Origin of the sequence: Sphingomonas sp. (genome assembly GCF_017745215.1) — a bacterium.
Taxonomy (GTDB): domain Bacteria; phylum Pseudomonadota; class Alphaproteobacteria; order Sphingomonadales; family Sphingomonadaceae; genus Sphingomonas.
In genome coordinates this window covers 56,039-71,045 of sequence record NZ_JAGHZV010000010.1, presented here as the reverse complement: position 1 = coordinate 71,045, position 15,007 = coordinate 56,039, and the positions used below count along the sequence as shown (strand labels likewise).

Annotated in this window: 18 protein-coding genes; 12 read left to right on the top strand and 6 right to left on the bottom strand. The window is 68.7% G+C overall.

What is annotated here, in order from left to right; genetic code table 11:
* Window positions 1–43: 43 nt before the first annotated feature.
* From J7495_RS12055 to J7495_RS12040, 4 genes are all read left to right on the top strand, one after another.
* The gene (locus J7495_RS12055) at window positions 44–382 is read left to right on the top strand and encodes a hypothetical protein (protein WP_294056752.1); all 339 of its coding nucleotides are present in this window, start codon (window positions 44–46) and stop codon (window positions 380–382) included.
* 48 nt (window positions 383–430) lie between these two features.
* On the top strand, window positions 431–1,741 hold the full coding sequence (locus J7495_RS12050; protein ID WP_294056751.1) for a hypothetical protein: 1,311 nt from the start codon (window positions 431–433) through the stop codon (window positions 1,739–1,741).
* Between the two features lie 57 nt (window positions 1,742–1,798).
* Complete coding sequence (locus tag J7495_RS12045; protein WP_294056750.1) at window positions 1,799–3,037, top strand: ectonucleotide pyrophosphatase/phosphodiesterase; 1,239 nt, start codon at window positions 1,799–1,801, stop codon at window positions 3,035–3,037.
* Window positions 3,038–3,223: 186 nt separating this feature from the next.
* Complete coding sequence (locus J7495_RS12040; protein WP_294056749.1) at window positions 3,224–3,673, top strand: MaoC family dehydratase; 450 nt, start codon at window positions 3,224–3,226, stop codon at window positions 3,671–3,673.
* 183 nt (window positions 3,674–3,856) lie between these two features.
* Here the strand turns inward: J7495_RS12040 and ychF are convergent, their stop codons facing one another.
* Both ychF and J7495_RS12030 read right to left on the bottom strand, forming a co-directional pair.
* Complete coding sequence (gene ychF / locus J7495_RS12035) at window positions 3,857–4,957, bottom strand: redox-regulated ATPase YchF (RefSeq protein WP_294056748.1); 1,101 nt, start codon at window positions 4,955–4,957, stop codon at window positions 3,857–3,859.
* A gap of 74 nt (window positions 4,958–5,031) precedes the next feature.
* Window positions 5,032–5,709, bottom strand: coding sequence for a hypothetical protein (locus J7495_RS12030; RefSeq protein WP_294056747.1), 678 nt, complete (start codon window positions 5,707–5,709; stop codon window positions 5,032–5,034).
* A 109-nt stretch (window positions 5,710–5,818) separates the two neighbouring features.
* Between J7495_RS12030 and J7495_RS12025 the strand changes: the two genes are divergently transcribed.
* Together J7495_RS12025 and J7495_RS12020 are read left to right on the top strand one after the other, a co-directional pair.
* On the top strand, window positions 5,819–6,394 hold the full coding sequence (locus tag J7495_RS12025) for a hypothetical protein (RefSeq protein WP_294056746.1): 576 nt from the start codon (window positions 5,819–5,821) through the stop codon (window positions 6,392–6,394).
* Between the two features lie 219 nt (window positions 6,395–6,613).
* Window positions 6,614–7,675, top strand: coding sequence for a hypothetical protein (locus tag J7495_RS12020; protein WP_294056745.1), 1,062 nt, complete (start codon window positions 6,614–6,616; stop codon window positions 7,673–7,675).
* A gap of 36 nt (window positions 7,676–7,711) precedes the next feature.
* Here the strand turns inward: J7495_RS12020 and J7495_RS12015 are convergent, their stop codons facing one another.
* Entirely contained in the window at window positions 7,712–8,242 is a 531-nt protein-coding gene (locus J7495_RS12015) for a MarR family transcriptional regulator (protein WP_294056744.1), read from the bottom strand.
* A gap of 46 nt (window positions 8,243–8,288) precedes the next feature.
* Between J7495_RS12015 and J7495_RS12010 the strand changes: the two genes are divergently transcribed.
* Window positions 8,289–9,353, top strand: coding sequence for a hypothetical protein (locus tag J7495_RS12010; protein ID WP_294056743.1), 1,065 nt, complete (start codon window positions 8,289–8,291; stop codon window positions 9,351–9,353).
* Here J7495_RS12010 and pth read toward each other — a convergent pair.
* The 3 genes from pth to J7495_RS11995 all read right to left on the bottom strand — a co-directional run bounded on the left by pth (window position 9,331) and on the right by J7495_RS11995 (window position 11,192).
* Complete coding sequence (gene pth / locus J7495_RS12005; RefSeq protein ID WP_294056742.1) at window positions 9,331–9,906, bottom strand: aminoacyl-tRNA hydrolase; 576 nt, start codon at window positions 9,904–9,906, stop codon at window positions 9,331–9,333. The two genes, J7495_RS12010 and pth, sit on opposite strands and share 23 nt — an antisense overlap.
* 77 nt (window positions 9,907–9,983) lie before the next feature.
* Window positions 9,984–10,580, bottom strand: coding sequence for a 50S ribosomal protein L25/general stress protein Ctc (locus tag J7495_RS12000; RefSeq protein WP_294056741.1), 597 nt, complete (start codon window positions 10,578–10,580; stop codon window positions 9,984–9,986).
* A 126-nt stretch (window positions 10,581–10,706) separates the two neighbouring features.
* Entirely contained in the window at window positions 10,707–11,192 is a 486-nt protein-coding gene (locus J7495_RS11995) for a hypothetical protein (protein WP_294056740.1), read from the bottom strand.
* Between the two features lie 104 nt (window positions 11,193–11,296).
* On the opposite strand from J7495_RS11995, the gene J7495_RS11990 reads away from it, so the two are divergent.
* The 5 genes from J7495_RS11990 to J7495_RS11970 all read left to right on the top strand — a co-directional run bounded on the left by J7495_RS11990 (window position 11,297) and on the right by J7495_RS11970 (window position 14,988).
* On the top strand, window positions 11,297–12,037 hold the full coding sequence (locus J7495_RS11990; protein WP_294056739.1) for a glutathione S-transferase family protein: 741 nt from the start codon (window positions 11,297–11,299) through the stop codon (window positions 12,035–12,037).
* Window positions 12,038–12,072: 35 nt separating this feature from the next.
* Window positions 12,073–12,375 (top strand): hypothetical protein, encoded by a 303-nt coding sequence (locus J7495_RS11985; protein ID WP_294056738.1) that lies wholly within the window; start codon window positions 12,073–12,075, stop codon window positions 12,373–12,375.
* Window positions 12,376–12,465: 90 nt separating this feature from the next.
* Window positions 12,466–13,176, top strand: coding sequence for a CoA transferase subunit A (locus J7495_RS11980; protein WP_294056737.1), 711 nt, complete (start codon window positions 12,466–12,468; stop codon window positions 13,174–13,176).
* Window positions 13,173–14,318, top strand: coding sequence for an HAD family acid phosphatase (locus J7495_RS11975; protein WP_294056736.1), 1,146 nt, complete (start codon window positions 13,173–13,175; stop codon window positions 14,316–14,318). The genes J7495_RS11980 and J7495_RS11975 overlap by 4 nt, the downstream gene beginning before the upstream one ends.
* A 22-nt stretch (window positions 14,319–14,340) precedes the next feature.
* On the top strand, window positions 14,341–14,988 hold the full coding sequence (locus J7495_RS11970; protein ID WP_294056735.1) for a CoA transferase subunit B: 648 nt from the start codon (window positions 14,341–14,343) through the stop codon (window positions 14,986–14,988).
* Window positions 14,989–15,007 lie beyond the last annotated feature (19 nt).

Genomic DNA, 15,007 nt, shown 5'->3' with positions numbered 1-15,007 from the left:
GCTTTCACGTTGCACGGCGGCGCGACGGGCCTAGATAGCGTCCATGTTCGCCCGCGCGATCCTGATGCTGCTGCTTGCGCTGCAGGCCCTGCCTGTGGCCGCGATGCCGGCGTGCCATGCCGCGCCGCAGCCGATGGCACATCTTGGGGCGCATGAGGGCGCACATGGGGGCGCACATCGAGGCGCACACCACCAGCCGCGCCGCGAAGCCCCGGCGACGCAGGAGCAGCTCTGCCTCGGCTGCATCGCCCCCGCGACGATCGCCGGGCCCGCGCTCGCGCCGCCGCTCGCCTTCGCCCGCCCGGTCGCCGTGATCGAGCGCACCGACGGCCTTGCGCTGCCTGCCAACCCGCCGGCGACGCCTCCGCCCCGTCTCGCCTGAAGCCTCCGCGCCGCTCGCGGCGTTCCCCAAGCTTCACGGAGATTCACGATGACGAAGAGACTCATGCTCGCGGCGGTCGCCGCGGCGGCGCTGACGGCGTTTCCCGCCGCGGCGCAGGATCATAGCGACCACGACGCCCCCGCACCGACCCCGACACTCGCCCCCGATCCCATGGCCGGAATGGACATGCCGATGGACCACGGCGACCACGCCATGGCGCCCGCAGGCAATGCCTCGACCGGCTCGGGCACCTCGCGGCTCCCCGGCGCCGAAGGCGGCATGCACGGGCTGCACCTTTCGACCGGCGACTGGATGGTGATGGCTCATGGCAGCCTGCTCGCGGCCTATACCGACCAGGGCGGACCGCGCGGCGCGAACGGCGCCTATATCGGCTCGATGGCGATGCTCGCGGCCGAGCGCAGCTTCGCGGGCGGAGCGAAGCTGTCGCTCCATACCATGTTCAGCCTCGATCCGGTCAACGGCCAGCGAGGCTATGCCAACCTCTTCGCCACCGGCGAGACTGCGCATGGCATGCCCTTGGTCGACCGCCAGCATCCGCACGATCTGTTCATGGAGCTTTCCGCGCGGCTCGACGTGCCGCTGGGCGGCGGCGTCACTGGCTTCGTCTATGGCGGGCCGGTGGGCGAGCCGGCGCTCGGGCCCTCGGCCTTCGTCCACCGCAGGTCGGCGCGCTACCTGCCGCTGTCGCCGATCGGGCATCACTGGTTCGACAGCACGCATGTGACCTATGGCGTGGTCACCGGCGGGATCGCGACGGGCGGCGTCCAGCTCGAGGCCTCGGCGTTCCGCGGGCGCGAACCCGACGAGCGCCGCTGGGACCTCGAGACGCCGGCGCTCGACAGCTGGAGCGTGCGCGGCACCTGGTCGCCCACGCCCAACTGGACCGCGCAGCTCAGCTACGGCCGGATCAAGGCGCCGGAGCCGCAGCATCCCGGCGAGGACGAGCGCCGCACCACCGCGAGCGTTCATTATGCGCGCGGCGGCTTCTCGGCGATGCTCGGCTTCGCGGTGAAGGATCGCGTGCCGGGCGAGACGCTCACTGCCTGGATCGCCGAGGCGAACTGGGATTTGACGCCGCACCACAGCCTGTTCGGCCGGATGGAGAATGTCGCCAACGACGAGCTCTTCCCGGACCATGCCGATCCGCTCCACGACCGGACCTTCCGGATCACGCGGTTCGAGGGCGGCTATGCCTATCGCATCGCGCTCTCCGACGAGGCCGAACTCGCGCTGGGCGGATCACTCGCCGCTTATGCCAAGCCGGCGGCGCTCGACATGACCTATGGCCGGCATCCGTTGAGCGGGACGGTGTTCGCTCGGCTTTCGCTGGGCGACTGAGCCGAAAGGGCCCGGCCTTGGAAGTGTCACCGAAAGCTGCCAAGTCCGGGCTCGATCATGCACTGGTTCGTCAAGGTCGCCGCCGCGGCGCTCGCCGCCATCCTGCCCGTCTCCGCGAGCGCGCAGCCGCCCGCCGCCGCCGAGCATCGCGAGCCGGTGGTGATCCTCATCTCGATCGACGGCTTCCGTGCCGACTATCTCGACCGCGGGATCACGCCGAACCTTTCGGCGCTCGCCGCCGAGGGCGTGCGCGCGCCGATGCGGCCGAGCTTCCCGTCCAAGACCGCGCCCAATCACTATGCGATCGCGACCGGCCTGCGCCCCGACCGCAACGGCATCGTCGCCAACGCGATGGAGGATCCCGAGCATCCCCGCCGCACTTTCTCGATGAAGGCGACAGAGAGCTACTGGTGGGACGAGGCCGAGCCGATCTGGGTGGCGGCGGAGGAGGCCGGGATCCGATCGGGCACGATGTTCTGGCCGGGCTCGGCAGCGAAGGTGCGCGGCGTCTATGCCTCGGACTGGTGGCCCTACCAGATCGACGTGCCCGAGGCGCAGCGAGTCTCCGGCGTGATCGACTGGCTGCGCCGCCCCGATCCCGCCGAGCGGCCCAAGCTGGTCACGCTCTATTTCGACACGGTCGACACCGCGGGTCATGACTTCGGTCCCGACGCGCCCGAAACCGGTGCTGCGATCCGGGCGGTCGACGCGCAGATCGGACGGCTGCGCGCAGGACTCGCCGCGCTGGACCAGCCGGCGAACCTCGTGCTCGTCGCCGACCACGGCATGGCCGCGATCAGCCAAGACCGCGTGATCCGGCTCAAGGACCTCGTCGATCCCGCCGCCTATCACCTCGTCGAGGACGGCCCCTTCGCGGCGCTCGCCGCGACCGAAGGGCGCCAGGCCGAGCTCGAGGCGGCGCTGCTCAAGCCGCACGACCATATGCGATGCTGGCGCAAGGCCGATATCCCGGCGCGTTTCCACTATGGCCGGAATCCCCGCGTGGCTCCCTATTTCTGCCTCGCCGACCTCGGCTGGCAGATCGAAGCCAAGCCGCACGGCCGCGACTGGAAACCCGATCACGGCAGCCATGGCTGGGACAATGACCTGCCCGAGATGCGCGCGCTCTTCGTCGCGAGCGGACCCGCCTTCGCGCGCGGCAAGGTGCTGCCGGCGTTCGACAACGTCGACGTCTATGCCCTGCTCCGCGACCTGATCGGCCTGCCGCCTGCGAGCGGGATCGACGGCAGCGACGCGCCCTTCCGCGGCGTGCTCCTGACCCGGACCAGCCCTTAAGTGCGACGACTCAAGTAGTTCGACTCAATTTCCAGCCGGGCGTTTCACGGGTAGAAGGGCGCCAAGTTCCGAGGATTTGGTTCCTGACGGGTCCCGGGCCGGGCGGCGTAACTGCCCGGCCCTTTTTCGTGGGCCCGCCCATTTTCCCGGCTTGCCAAAAGTCCGTTTCCAACCGAAACGGAAATCATGATCTACTATGAAGACGTCGAGATCGGCCAGAAGCGCAGCTTCGGCAGCTATGAGGTCACGCGCGAGGAAGTTCTCGATTTCGCGCGGAAATATGATCCGCAGCCCTTCCACCTCTCCGACGAGGCCGCGGCCAAGACGCATTTCGGGCGGCTCGCGGCGAGCGGCTGGCACACTTGTGCGATGACGATGTCGATGCTGGTCAAGCACCTCCAGGCCAATCCCGAGGCTAGCCAGGGTGCGGCGGGCATCGAGGAGCTGCGCTGGCTCAAGCCCGTCTTTCCCGGCGACACGCTGCGCGGCGAGAGCGAAGTGCTGGAAAAGCGCGAGCTCGCCAGCAAGCCGGGCATGGGCATGCTGACGACGCAGACGACGACCTTCAACCAGCATGGCGAACCGGTGATGCGGTTCAGCGGCAAGATCCTGATGCGCAAGCGGCCGCTCGACTGACGCGTACCGGACCTGCCGGCAATGTTGGATCGCCCTGCCTGGCTGGCGCAGCTGGAGCAATCCGGCCGCTCCTTGAGCACGGCAAGGAGCGGGCACCGGAATCGCGGCTACCGGTTGCGACTCTTGTGACTTTCGGGCCGTCGATCCCGCGTCGACTCGGGCCGCGTGTGGAAATCGATCCCTTCAGACGTTGAAGCGGAACAGCATCACGTCGCCGTCCTGCACTTCATACTCCTTGCCTTCGGAGCGGAGCTTGCCCGCGTCGCGCGCGCCGGTCTCGCCGTTGAAGGCGATGTAATCGTCGTAGGCGATCGTCTCGGCGCGGATGAAGCCGCGCTCGAAGTCGGTGTGGATCGCACCCGCCGCCTGCGGGGCCTTGGCGCCGCGCTCGACCGTCCAGGCGCGCGCTTCCTTGGGGCCGACGGTGAAGAAGGTGAGCAGGTGGAGCAGCTTGTACCCCGCCTGGATCACGCGGGCGAGGCCGGTTTCGGAGAGACCGAGCTCGGAGAGGAACTCGCCGCGTTCGTCCGCCGGCATCGTCGCGATCTCGGCTTCGATCGCGGCCGAGACGATCACCGCCTCGGCGCCTTCGGCCCTGGCCTTGTCGAACACCTTGGCGCTCAGCGCATTGCCCGTCGCCGCTTCGCCTTCGTCGACGTTGCAGACGTAGAGCACCGGCTTGGCGGTGAGCAGCTGCGCCTGGAGCAGCATCCGCGCTTCCTCGGCGTCCTTGGGCTGGGTGAGCCGCGCCGGCTTGCCTTCGCGCAGCAGGTCGAGCGCCTGGCCGAGCACCGAGGCGCCGATCTTCGCTTCCTTGTCGCCCTGCGCCGCCTTCTTGGCGAGGTTGGGCACGCGCTTCTCGAGGCTCTCGAGGTCGGCGAGCATCAGCTCGGTCTCGACCGTCTCGGCATCCGCCACCGGATCGACGCGGCCCTCGACGTGCGTCACGTCGCCGTTCTCGAAGCAGCGCAGCACATGGACGATCGCGTCGACTTCGCGGATGTTGGCGAGGAACTGGTTGCCCAAGCCCTCGCCCTTGCTCGCCCCGCGCACCAGGCCGGCGATGTCGACGAAGGCGAGCTGCGTCTCGATCTTCTTCGCCGAGCCGGCGATCGCCGCGAGCTTGTCGAGCCGCGGATCGGGTACGGCGACGTTGCCGACGTTGGGCTCGATCGTGCAGAAGGGATAATTCGCCGCCTGCGCCGCAGCGGTCTCGGTCAGCGCATTGAAGAGCGTCGATTTGCCCACGTTGGGGAGGCCGACGATGCCGCAGCGAAAGCCCATGGAAATGCCTGTTCGAAATGCCGGAGAAGCCGGCCCGATAGCGGCAGCGGGCGGAGAACGCCAGTGCGGGGTTTCTACCGCTGGCTGCGCGCGCGGGCGGACATCATCATGCCGGCGGAGGCAAGCACGAACAGCAGCAGCGAGATGTTGACCAGCGGCGCGATCCGGTCGGCGATGCCGAGCGTCGCCTGCGCTTCGCCCAGATAGAGGCCCACCGGCTGGGCGGCGTGCCCCACCACCGGCATCAGCGCGACGCCGGGAAGCCAGGCAGTCGAGGTGAAGAACAGCGCAGCGAGCGCGACCAGCGGCGTCACCACCTGCCAGATTCCGCCGACGCCTTCGTCGCTGTCGCCGCTCATCGCGACGAGGAGGACGAGCAGGAAGACGAAGGGGATCACGCCGGCGTTGGCGAAGAGCTCGCGCCAGCCGTCGCTGCCCGGCGCGCCGATCGCGCCCAGCAGCGGCAGCGCGCCCGCGGTCATCAGCAGCGCGAAGGGCAGCGCCCAGATCGCGACGCCCTGCGTCAGCGCGCGCGCCGCGATCGCGACGAGCAGCGGCACCAGCACCAGCGCGAGGATCAGCGCGCGGCCATGGACCTCGAACATCCCGGCCATGTCGGCGCAGGCATGATCGGTGCCGAAGCAGCCGGCATTGTGGTTGAGCAACTGGACGAGCAAGGGCGACGACGCGATCAGCGCCGCGAGCAGCGCGAGCAGCATCATCCATCGGCGCATGAAGCGCTCGCCGCTCATCGCGCGACTCGCTTTGATTCAAAGGGCATAAGATACTTCCCCCGGCTTCCAGGCTAGGCGAGAGTGTTTTCCAGGAAGTTAATCCGCGTACGAGGGAAGGGGCGGGGCAATGGCGAAACGGATCGCGGCCTGGGCGGCATGTGCGGCGAGCATCGGCTATGGCGTGCCGCAAATCCTGCAAGTGGCGGGGGTGCTGCCCGATCCGATCGACCGCATCCTGATCTTCGCGCCTTCGCTTGCGCTGGTGCCGTGCTATGCGGTTGCCGTCGCGGCACTGGCGGCTGAGGCCGAAGGGCGCGACCGCGGGTGGCGGTTCGGCGCGCTGGCGCTCGCGCTGCTCTACGGCGCCTGCGCGAGCCTGGTCTATCCGGTGCAGCTGGGCGTGGTGATCCCGCGCGAGCTGGCGCACCAGCAGGGCGCCGAGATTTTCTCCTGCTGCGCCTTCCGCAACCCGCTCACCGTCGTCGACCTGCTCGGCTATACGTATATGAGCCTCTCCACCCTGATGCTCGCGCCCACCTATCGGGGCGCCGCGCGCTGGGCCCTGGTGGCGAACGGGGTGCTCGCGGTGCCGATCTTCCTCCAGCTCTTCTGGCCCTGGCTGATCTGGGCCGCGGCGCCCTGGCTCGTCACCTTCCCGCTCGCCATGGCCCTCGTCGCGCGTGCCGAGCGAGAAGGGGCGTGAAACGCAAGCCTTTGTCTTGCCGCGAATCGCCGCTAGGGAGGAAAAGCGATTGACCGGTTACGGCACCGGCCCGTTGAAAGGATTCGACCGAAACGACACGCGCCCAGACCAGGAACAGGCCGACTCGACGCGGTTCGTTCATCCAAGGTACAGGCGCCAGGGGCCTTTCGAGTGCCGTGAATTTCCAAGGAGCAGGGTAATATGATTCGCCGTTCGTTGATGCTGAGTGCCGCCGTTATTCCCGTTGCGCTCGTGCTCTCGAGCTGCGGCGGCGGCAGCGATTCCGCGACGCCGACCCCCACGCCGACACCGACTGCCACGCCGACCCCGACGCCGGTGAGCTATTCGGCCTTCCCGCTGACCGGCGCGACCGAGTTCGGTACGCTCAACGCTTTCACCAGCTTCACTGGCGATCCCGCCAGCACGACGACGCCGATCACGCTGGGCGCGGCGGGCACCGAGGCGGGCGGCACGCGCTTCCGCGTCGCCGTGCTCCCCGATCCGGCGACCGCGAGCACCGCGACCGGCGGCTCGCCGGTGGTCGTGCGCGAGAACCTCGAGGAGGACCGCTTCAATGCCGTCGCGGCGACGGGTACGGTCAACGAGCTCACCGTGGCGCCGGCGACCACGGTCGACGAATATGTGTTCAACAACACGGCGCTGACCAAGAACACCAGCACCGACACGACGACCACGCCGGTGCTCTTCTCGACCGCCGAGTTCCTGAACAACACGGTGACCGGCAAGGTGACCGCCACCACGGCGCTCGCGCTCACCGAGACCAGCTATACCGGCTGGTACCGCGGCGACAGCGCGACGGGCCAGAAGCGCATCACCTATGGCGCCTGGGGCTATCCCACCGTCGCTTCGGACATGCTGACCACCGGCACCGCGACCTATACCGCGCGCGTGGTGGGCCGTGCGGTGCGCCGCGGCGCCACCGGCGGCCTGGTCAACAAGCTGGGCGGCACGGTGACGGTCAGCGTCGACTGGTCGACCGGCCTCGTCACCACCACGGTCAACATGACGCTGATCGAGACCGGTGGCGCGGTGACGCCGATCGGCACCTTCACCGGCAGCGGCGCGATCGCGGTGGGTGCGACGCAGTTCACCGGAAGCTTCGGCCCGTCGAGCCCGATCCCCGGCACCTTCTCGGGCGCCTTCTTCGGCTCGCATGGTGCCGAGATCGGCATCAGCTTCGCGACCAGCGGCAGCGTCACGCTGGGCGGCACGACCTACGACACTCGCGCCGTCGGCCTGGTGATCGGCAAGAAGAACTGAGCCCGCCGCGCCCGTCGGGGCGCCGGCAGACCAAGATCAGGCCGCGGGCTTCGCCTCGCGGCCTTTTCTTTTGGGCGCCGACATCGCTTCGGTCTGCTCGCGCAGCACGGCGATCGTCGCGCGCAGGTGGCGTTGGATCAGCGCGCGTTCGGCGTCGGTGTAGCTGCCGATGACCTGCTCCATCGCGCCCCGCAGCCCTTCGAACGCCGGGCCGATCTTGCGCGCCAGCTCGGCCTGGCGGAGCGGGTGGATCAGCAGGCTGCGGCGGTCATTGGGGTTGGGCTCGCGCCGCGCATAGCCCGCGCGCTCGAGCCGATCGACGATGCCGGTGATCGCGCCGCTCGACAGCCCCGTCGCGGCGAGCAGCTGGCCCGGCGTCGCGACGCCCAGATCCCACAGCACCGACAGGCACTTCCGCTCGGCCGCCGACACGCCCAGCTGGCGCGAGATCGCTTCCTGGAAGAGAATCACGGCTGTGCTGAGCTCGCGATGCAGCATGTCCACCTGCGCGACCGTCGGCACCCCCGCGGCGCCCCGTCCGGACCCGCTTGTATTTATCTCACTCATGAGATATTTAGTCCATGAGATTCTTTCGACATGAAAGGACACTAGGATGGACGGCCTCGAAAGCGCAAACCAAAAGCGCGGCGTGCTCGCCGAGAGCGCAAACCAAAAGCGCGGAATCCTGTCGCGAATGGCGCCTGCCTTCACGCTGATGCTGCTCGCGCCCCTCATGGCGGAAGTGCTGCCCGGCGCGACGCGGTTCAGCTCGATCTTCGTCTTCCCGATCGAGATGGCGATCTGGGGCGGCGGCGCGGTGATGATCCGCGAGCTGGTGCGCCGCGGGCGGCTAGGGTGGGGAAGCATCGTGCTGCTCGCGCTGTGCCTCGCGATCGCCGAGGAGTTCCTGATCCAGCAGACCTCGGTCGCGCCGCTGGTGATCCGCATCCAGGGCGTCGAATATGGCCGCGCGCTGGGCATCAACTATGTCTACCTGCTCTGGGCGGTCGTCTATGAGGCGGTGCTGGTGGTGCTGCTGCCGGTGATGCTCACCGAGATGCTCTTCCCGTCGCGCCGCCACGCGCCCTGGCTCACCGCGATCGGCTGGGTGGTGCACGTCCTGCTCTTCGCGCTGGCGACGCCGCTCGCCTGGTACGGTTGGACGCAGGTCGCGCGGATCAAGGTCTTCCACCAGGCGCCCTACAGCCCGCCGCTCGCCTTCGTGGTCGGCGCGCTCGCGGCGATCCTGGTGCTGGGCTTCGTCGCGCTCGGGCCGCTGCGCCGCGCCGGCTCGCCCAAGCCGCTGACGCCGCCGGCGCCGACGCTGCTCGCGCTGGGCGGCGCGGCCTGGGCGGCGCTGTGGTTCGGCCTCGAGGTGATCGCGTTCGGCGCGCTGCCGTCGCTGCCCCCGGCGATGGCGGTCGGTCCCGGTCTCGCCGTCTGCGCCGCGCTGGCGACGACGCTCCCCGGCTGGTCGGCGCATTCCGAGTGGAGCGACCGCCACCGCGCCTGGCTGATCGCCGGCACGATGATCGCGACGATGGCGATCTTCTTCCTCGCCGGGTTCGATCCGGTGAACGGCGCCACGGACTTCTGGTTCAAGGCGATCGTCGACGCGATCGCGACGATCCTGTTCGTCCCACTCGTTGCGAAGGTCAGCCGGCGTCCTGCATCCTGAGGGCGACGTCGCTCATGAAGCGCGCGTCGTCGCCGGCGGCCAGCCATTTGGCCTCGGCGGCGATCGCGCCGAGCATGTCGGTGAGCGGGTCGACCTCGGCCTTGGCGAAATTGCCGAGGACATAGCCGGTCACCCGGTCCTTGTGCCCCGGATGGCCGATCCCCAGGCGCACGCGGCGGAAGTCCGGGCCGATGTGCTGGTCGGTCGAGCGCAGGCCGTTGTGCCCCGCGGTGCCGCCGCCGGTCTTGACCTTCACCTTGAAAGGCAGGAGGTCGAGCTCGTCGTGGAACACGGTCACGTCGCCGGGCCCGAGCTTGTAGAAGTCCATCGCCGAGCGCACCGAGCGGCCGCTCTCGTTCATGAAGGTGCCGGGCTTGAGCAGCAGGATCTTGGCCGATCCGATCCGCCCTTCCTGCGTCCAGCCCTGGAACTGCTTCTTGGGGGCTGAGAAATCATGCACTTCGGCGATGGCGTCGAGCGCCATGAAGCCGACATTGTGGCGGTGCATCGCATATTGCGGGCCCGGATTTCCGAGGCCGACCCAGAGCTGCATCTCTAACCCCAAAACGACGATCGCCCCCGCACGGGGTGCGAGGGCGACCTATCGGACATAATCGGGACTGGGAAGGCTCAGCCCTCCGCCGCGGTCTCGTTGTCGCCTTCCTCGGACTTGAGCGAGGAGGGCGCCACGATCGTCGCGATGGTGAAATCGCGATCGGTGATCGCCGGAGTCGCGCCCTCGGGCAGCTTGACCGCCGAGATGTGGAGCGAATCGCCGACGTCGAGGCCCGCGAGCGAGATCTTCACTTCGTCGGGGATGTTCGCCGCATCGACGACCAGCTCGAGCTCGTGGCGGACGATGTTGAGCACGCCGCCGCGCTTGATGCCGGGCGAGCCGGCTTCGTCGAAGATGATCGGAACCTCGACATGCACCTTGGCATGCTCCGAGATGCGCAGGAAATCGACGTGCACGGGGCGATCGCTCACGGGATCGAAGGCAACGTCCTTGGGCAGGGTGCGCTCGCCGTTGATCATCACCACCGAGTTGAAGAAGTGGCCGGTCATCAGGAGCTTGTGCAGCTCCCGCTCGCTCACGTGGATGCCCTTCGGCTCTTCCTTGTTGCCGTAGATCACGGCGGGGACGCGGCCTTCACGACGAAGCGAACGAGAGGCTCCCTTGCCAACCCGGTCGCGCGTCTCGGCCGACAGCTCAAGCATGTCGCTCATGTGTCGTATCCAATGCGCTAGAAGTTCATGTCCGCCGCACCAGGCCTCCAGGGATGACCCTGGCGCAGCAAGCGCGCGCCTATAGGGGCAAAGCCTCCGGGTGGCAAGGCTGTTGGCGGCGGCGCGTCAGCGGTTGATCTCGATCAGCAACACCCAGGCGTTGAGCCCCACCGCGACGAAGGTGAGCAGGATACCGGGCGCGACGAGGCAGAGCCCCGCGGCGGTTCCCGTCCACAGCATCCATCCGCCCGCGACACCGCTGAGCGCCATCGCGACCTGGTTGAGCGCCACCATCTGGAGCGTGCGCGGCAGATGCTCGCTGTCGAGCACCCGGCAATAGCCGATCTCAAGCCGCGCGAGCGCGACCTGCGCGAGCACTCCGATCGCGAGCAGCTCGCCGCCCAGCAGCGACGGAGATTGCCCGGGCACGAGCACCAGCGACGCCGCGACGATGACGTAGAGCAGCATCACCAGCGCCTCGAGCCCACGGTCGGCCATCCGCCCGAGCTCGAGAATCCGCGCCTGGTTGACCGAGACTGCGACGAACAGCATCCCGGCCAGCGCCGCCGCCGCGCCGAGTTCGCCGAGGAAGAATTCGTGCCAGGCCTCCATGGCGCCCTTCGAACGGGCAAGCCGCGGAAAGTCAAGCGAGGTCGCTTGCTACCGCCGGCCGCGAGACCTAGACCGCGCGGGAACGCTGGAGAGGGGAGGTTCGCATGCTCATCATCGGCAGCCATGTCTCGCCCTATGTGCGCAAGGTGCTGGTGGCGCTCGCGCTCAAGGGGATCGACGATTATGCGATCGACCCGATCGTGCCCTTCTTCGGCAACGACGACTTCGAGCGGCTGAGCCCGTTGCGCCGCATCCCCGTGCTGGTCGACGGCGACCTGGTCCTCAACGATTCGACCGTGATCTGCGAATATCTCGACGAAGCCTATCCCGAGCCGCCGATCATGCCGCGCACCCCGCGCGACCGAGCGAAGGCGCGCTGGCTCGAGGAATATGCCGACAGCCGGCTGGGCGACCTGATCATCTGGCGGCTGTTCTTCGCCAGGCTGGTCGCGCCGCGCGTGTTCAGGCGCGAGGTCGACGAAGCGGCGCTCGCGCAGACCCGCGACTGCGACCTGCCGTGCGCGCTCGACTGGATCGAGGCGCAGGCGCCGGCCGAGGGCTTCCTGTTCGATCACCTCTGCACCGCGGACGTCACTTATGGCGCCTTCTTCCGCAACGCGCTGCTCGCCGGGTGGGAGATCGACCCGGCGCGCTGGCCCAGAGCGGCCGCCTGGATCACGCGGGTGTGGGAAGCCCCCGCCTTCGCCGCGACGCTGCCGATCGAAGCCGCGATCATGACCGCGCGCACCCATGAGCGCCGTGCCGTGCTCGAGGCGGTCGGCGTCCGCCTCTCGGACGAGAGCTTCGCCGCAGAAGCGCCGCGCGCGAGCATCATGCTGGGCTGACTTGCGTGTCCAGCGCCATCGGATAGCATGGCGCCATGCTCAGGATCGTGCTCGGCTATGTCGACCTGGCGCAGCTCTTCGCGGCTGCGGTGGTGATCGGCATCCTCGGCACCACCGCTTTGCTGATGATCCTGATGATGCGCCGCGCCCGCCAGGTGAATGCCCATGCCGCCGCGCGCCGCCGCGACGCCGAGGCGGAGGCGCGTTCCGCCGATCCGGCGATCGAGGAATGGGACGAGGCACGCGGGCAGTACGTCCGGCGCGACCCCGAGACCAACGCCGAACTGCTCCGCCAGGGCGCCCGCGCGCGCCAGGCGCCGAGCGTGATCGAGCCCTGATCGGGCTGCTCCCAGAAGTTGAAACCGGGTTCAGGTTGACCGGCGCAGGGGCCTCTGCTTATCGCAGCTGCGAACGAGGAGAGTCGCGCGATGAACAAGCTCTATCCCAACGCCGAGGCAGCGCTGGAAGGGCTGCTGTTCGACGGCATGACGATCTGCGCCGGCGGCTTCGGCCTGTGCGGCATTCCCGAGCGGCTGATCGACGCGATCCAGGCCGCGGGGACCAAGGACCTCACTATCGCCTCGAACAACGCGGGCATCGATAACGAGGGGCTCGGCAAGCTGCTCCGCAGCCGCCAGGTCAGGAAGATGATCTCCTCCTACGTCGGTGAGAACAAGGAGTTCGAGCGGCAATATCTCGCGGGCGAGCTCGAGGTCGAATTCTGCCCCCAGGGCACGCTCGCCGAGCGCTGCCGCGCGGGCGGGGCGGGTATCCCGGGCTTCTATACGAAGACCGGCGTCGGCACGAAGGTGGCCGAGGGCAAGGAAGTGAAGACCTTCGACGGCGAGGACTATATCCTCGAGCGCGGCATCCGCGCCGATCTCGCGATCATCAAGGGCTGGATCGCCGACGAGAGCGGCAACCTCGTCTTCCGCAAGACCGCGCGCAACTTCAACCAGCCGATGGCCACCGCGGGCAGGATCTGCGTCGCCGAGGTCGAGGAGATCGTGCCCACCGGTACCTTCGATCCCGACTGTATTCATCTGCCGGGCATCTATGTGAAGCGGGTGATCGTGGGCTCGCCCTACGACAAGAAGATCGAGTTCCGGACCACCAGGCCCCGCGAGGCAGTGGCATGATCCGCGCGCGTCCGCGGCTCGCTCTCGCGGCGGCGCTGCTCGCCGGGACGCCGCTGCTGGGTGGCTGTATCGCCGCCGTCGCGGTGCCGATCGCCGCGGCCGGCGCGATCACCAAGAAGCGGCTGAACGGTCAGGACGAGCGTCGCGCGGAGCGGGGCACCGGCACGAGCTCCGGCACCGGCGCGGGCATCGATCCGATGTCGGCGGCCGCCGTCCCCGCCGGCCAGTCGCTGCCGGGCAAGACGCCGACGCCGGTTCCTGCGCCGCCGCCCGCAGCGCCTTCCGCGCCGGCGCCGGGCATGCAATATCTCTATGGTTCGGGCGAGGCGGCGGCGCTCAGCCTCCAGGCCTATCAGCTGCTGTGGACCTATCTCGCCGCGCGCGCCGCCGACCGCAAGAACGGCGTCGAGGTGAAGAGCGTCGTCCTGGCGCCCGACGCCACGCTCGACGCGCCCAAGTTCATGCCCTGCGGCAAGAAGCCGCTCGCGGTGGTGCTCGACATCGACGAGACCGTGGTGCTCAACCTCGGCTATGAGAACGACGCCGCGCGCCGCGTCGGCGATTACGACGATGCGCGCTGGAAGCGCTGGGAAGCGACCGGCGCCGACAAGATCGCCGCCGTCCCCGGCGCGATCGAGACGCTCGACGCCGCGCGCCGCGCAGGGATCTCCGTGGTGTTCAATTCGAACCGTTCGGAGGCCAATGCCGGTGGCACGATCGCTGCGTTGGCGATCGCGGGGCTGGGCGCCGCCGAACCGGGAAAGACCTTGTGGCTGCGCGCCGAGGGCCCGGGCACCAGCGGCAAGGACGGCCGCCGCGCCGAGATCGCCGCCAAATATTGCGTCGTCGCGCTCGTCGGCGACCAGCTCGGCGACTTCTCCGACCTGTTCAATCCCGGCGGCGTGCCGGTGCCGATCCGGCGCAGCATGGCAATGAACACGCTGATCGCGAGCATGTGGGGGGCGGGCTGGTTCATCCTGCCCAACCCGGTCTACGGCACTGGATTGCACGGCGGCTTCGACGAGGTCTTCCCCGCCGACAAGCAATGGACCGACCCCGCGGACCCCGTGGCATCTCCACCGGCGCCCGAGGTTGCGCCGACACCCGAACCTGCACCGGCCTCCGCGCCGACGCCGCAATGAACCCGACCAAGAGGAACCGCTGATGCCCTGGACCCGCGATGAAATGGCGGCGCGCGCCGCGAAGGAGCTCGAGGACGGCTATTACGTCAACCTCGGCATCGGCATCCCCACGCTGGTGGCGAACCACATCCCCGAGGGCGTGGAGGTCACGCTCCAGTCCGAGAACGGCATGCTCGGCATCGGCCCCTTCCCGATCGAGGGCGAGGAGGATCCCGACCTGATCAACGCCGGCAAGCAGACGATCTCCGAGCTGCCGCAGTCGGTCTATTTCAGCTCGGCGGACAGCTTCGCGATGATCCGCGGCGGGCACATCGACCTGACCGTGCTCGGCGCGATGGAAGTCAGCGAGGGCGGCGACATCGCCAACTGGATGATTCCCGGCAAGATGATCAAGGGCATGGGCGGCGCGATGGACCTCGTCGCGGGCGTCAAGCGCATCATCGTGGTGATGGAGCACACCTCGAAGGACGGCACGCCCAAGTTCATCCCGGCGTGCACGCTGCCGCTCACGGGGAAGAACGTCGTCGACATGGTGATCACCGATCTCGCGGTGTTCGCGCGGCCCGACCACAAGTCGCCCTTCCGCCTGCTCGAGCTCGCGCCCGGCGTGACCGAGGAGGAAGTCGCGGCGAAGACGACAGCGCATTACGAGGCGCTGGCGGCGGCTTGATCTTCCGTTCCGCCCGCGC

Bases quoted from the DNA above. Each gene is read 5' to 3' on its own strand.
- J7495_RS12055 (WP_294056752.1), top strand. From the start codon at position 44: ATGTTCGCCCGCGCGATCCTGATGCTGCTGCTTGCGCTGCAGGCCCTG.
- J7495_RS12050 (WP_294056751.1), top strand. From the start codon at position 431: ATGACGAAGAGACTCATGCTCGCGGCGGTCGCCGCGGCGGCGCTGACG.
- J7495_RS12045 (WP_294056750.1), top strand. From the start codon at position 1,799: ATGCACTGGTTCGTCAAGGTCGCCGCCGCGGCGCTCGCCGCCATCCTG.
- J7495_RS12040 (WP_294056749.1), top strand. From the start codon at position 3,224: ATGATCTACTATGAAGACGTCGAGATCGGCCAGAAGCGCAGCTTCGGC.
- ychF (WP_294056748.1), bottom strand. From the start codon at position 4,957: ATGGGCTTTCGCTGCGGCATCGTCGGCCTCCCCAACGTGGGCAAATCG.
- J7495_RS12030 (WP_294056747.1), bottom strand. From the start codon at position 5,709: ATGAGCGGCGAGCGCTTCATGCGCCGATGGATGATGCTGCTCGCGCTG.
- J7495_RS12025 (WP_294056746.1), top strand. From the start codon at position 5,819: ATGGCGAAACGGATCGCGGCCTGGGCGGCATGTGCGGCGAGCATCGGC.
- J7495_RS12020 (WP_294056745.1), top strand. From the start codon at position 6,614: ATGCTGAGTGCCGCCGTTATTCCCGTTGCGCTCGTGCTCTCGAGCTGC.
- J7495_RS12015 (WP_294056744.1), bottom strand. From the start codon at position 8,242: ATGAGTGAGATAAATACAAGCGGGTCCGGACGGGGCGCCGCGGGGGTG.
- J7495_RS12010 (WP_294056743.1), top strand. From the start codon at position 8,289: ATGGACGGCCTCGAAAGCGCAAACCAAAAGCGCGGCGTGCTCGCCGAG.
- pth (WP_294056742.1), bottom strand. From the start codon at position 9,906: ATGCAGCTCTGGGTCGGCCTCGGAAATCCGGGCCCGCAATATGCGATG.
- J7495_RS12000 (WP_294056741.1), bottom strand. From the start codon at position 10,580: ATGAGCGACATGCTTGAGCTGTCGGCCGAGACGCGCGACCGGGTTGGC.
- J7495_RS11995 (WP_294056740.1), bottom strand. From the start codon at position 11,192: ATGGAGGCCTGGCACGAATTCTTCCTCGGCGAACTCGGCGCGGCGGCG.
- J7495_RS11990 (WP_294056739.1), top strand. From the start codon at position 11,297: ATGCTCATCATCGGCAGCCATGTCTCGCCCTATGTGCGCAAGGTGCTG.
- J7495_RS11985 (WP_294056738.1), top strand. From the start codon at position 12,073: ATGCTCAGGATCGTGCTCGGCTATGTCGACCTGGCGCAGCTCTTCGCG.
- J7495_RS11980 (WP_294056737.1), top strand. From the start codon at position 12,466: ATGAACAAGCTCTATCCCAACGCCGAGGCAGCGCTGGAAGGGCTGCTG.
- J7495_RS11975 (WP_294056736.1), top strand. From the start codon at position 13,173: ATGATCCGCGCGCGTCCGCGGCTCGCTCTCGCGGCGGCGCTGCTCGCC.
- J7495_RS11970 (WP_294056735.1), top strand. From the start codon at position 14,341: ATGCCCTGGACCCGCGATGAAATGGCGGCGCGCGCCGCGAAGGAGCTC.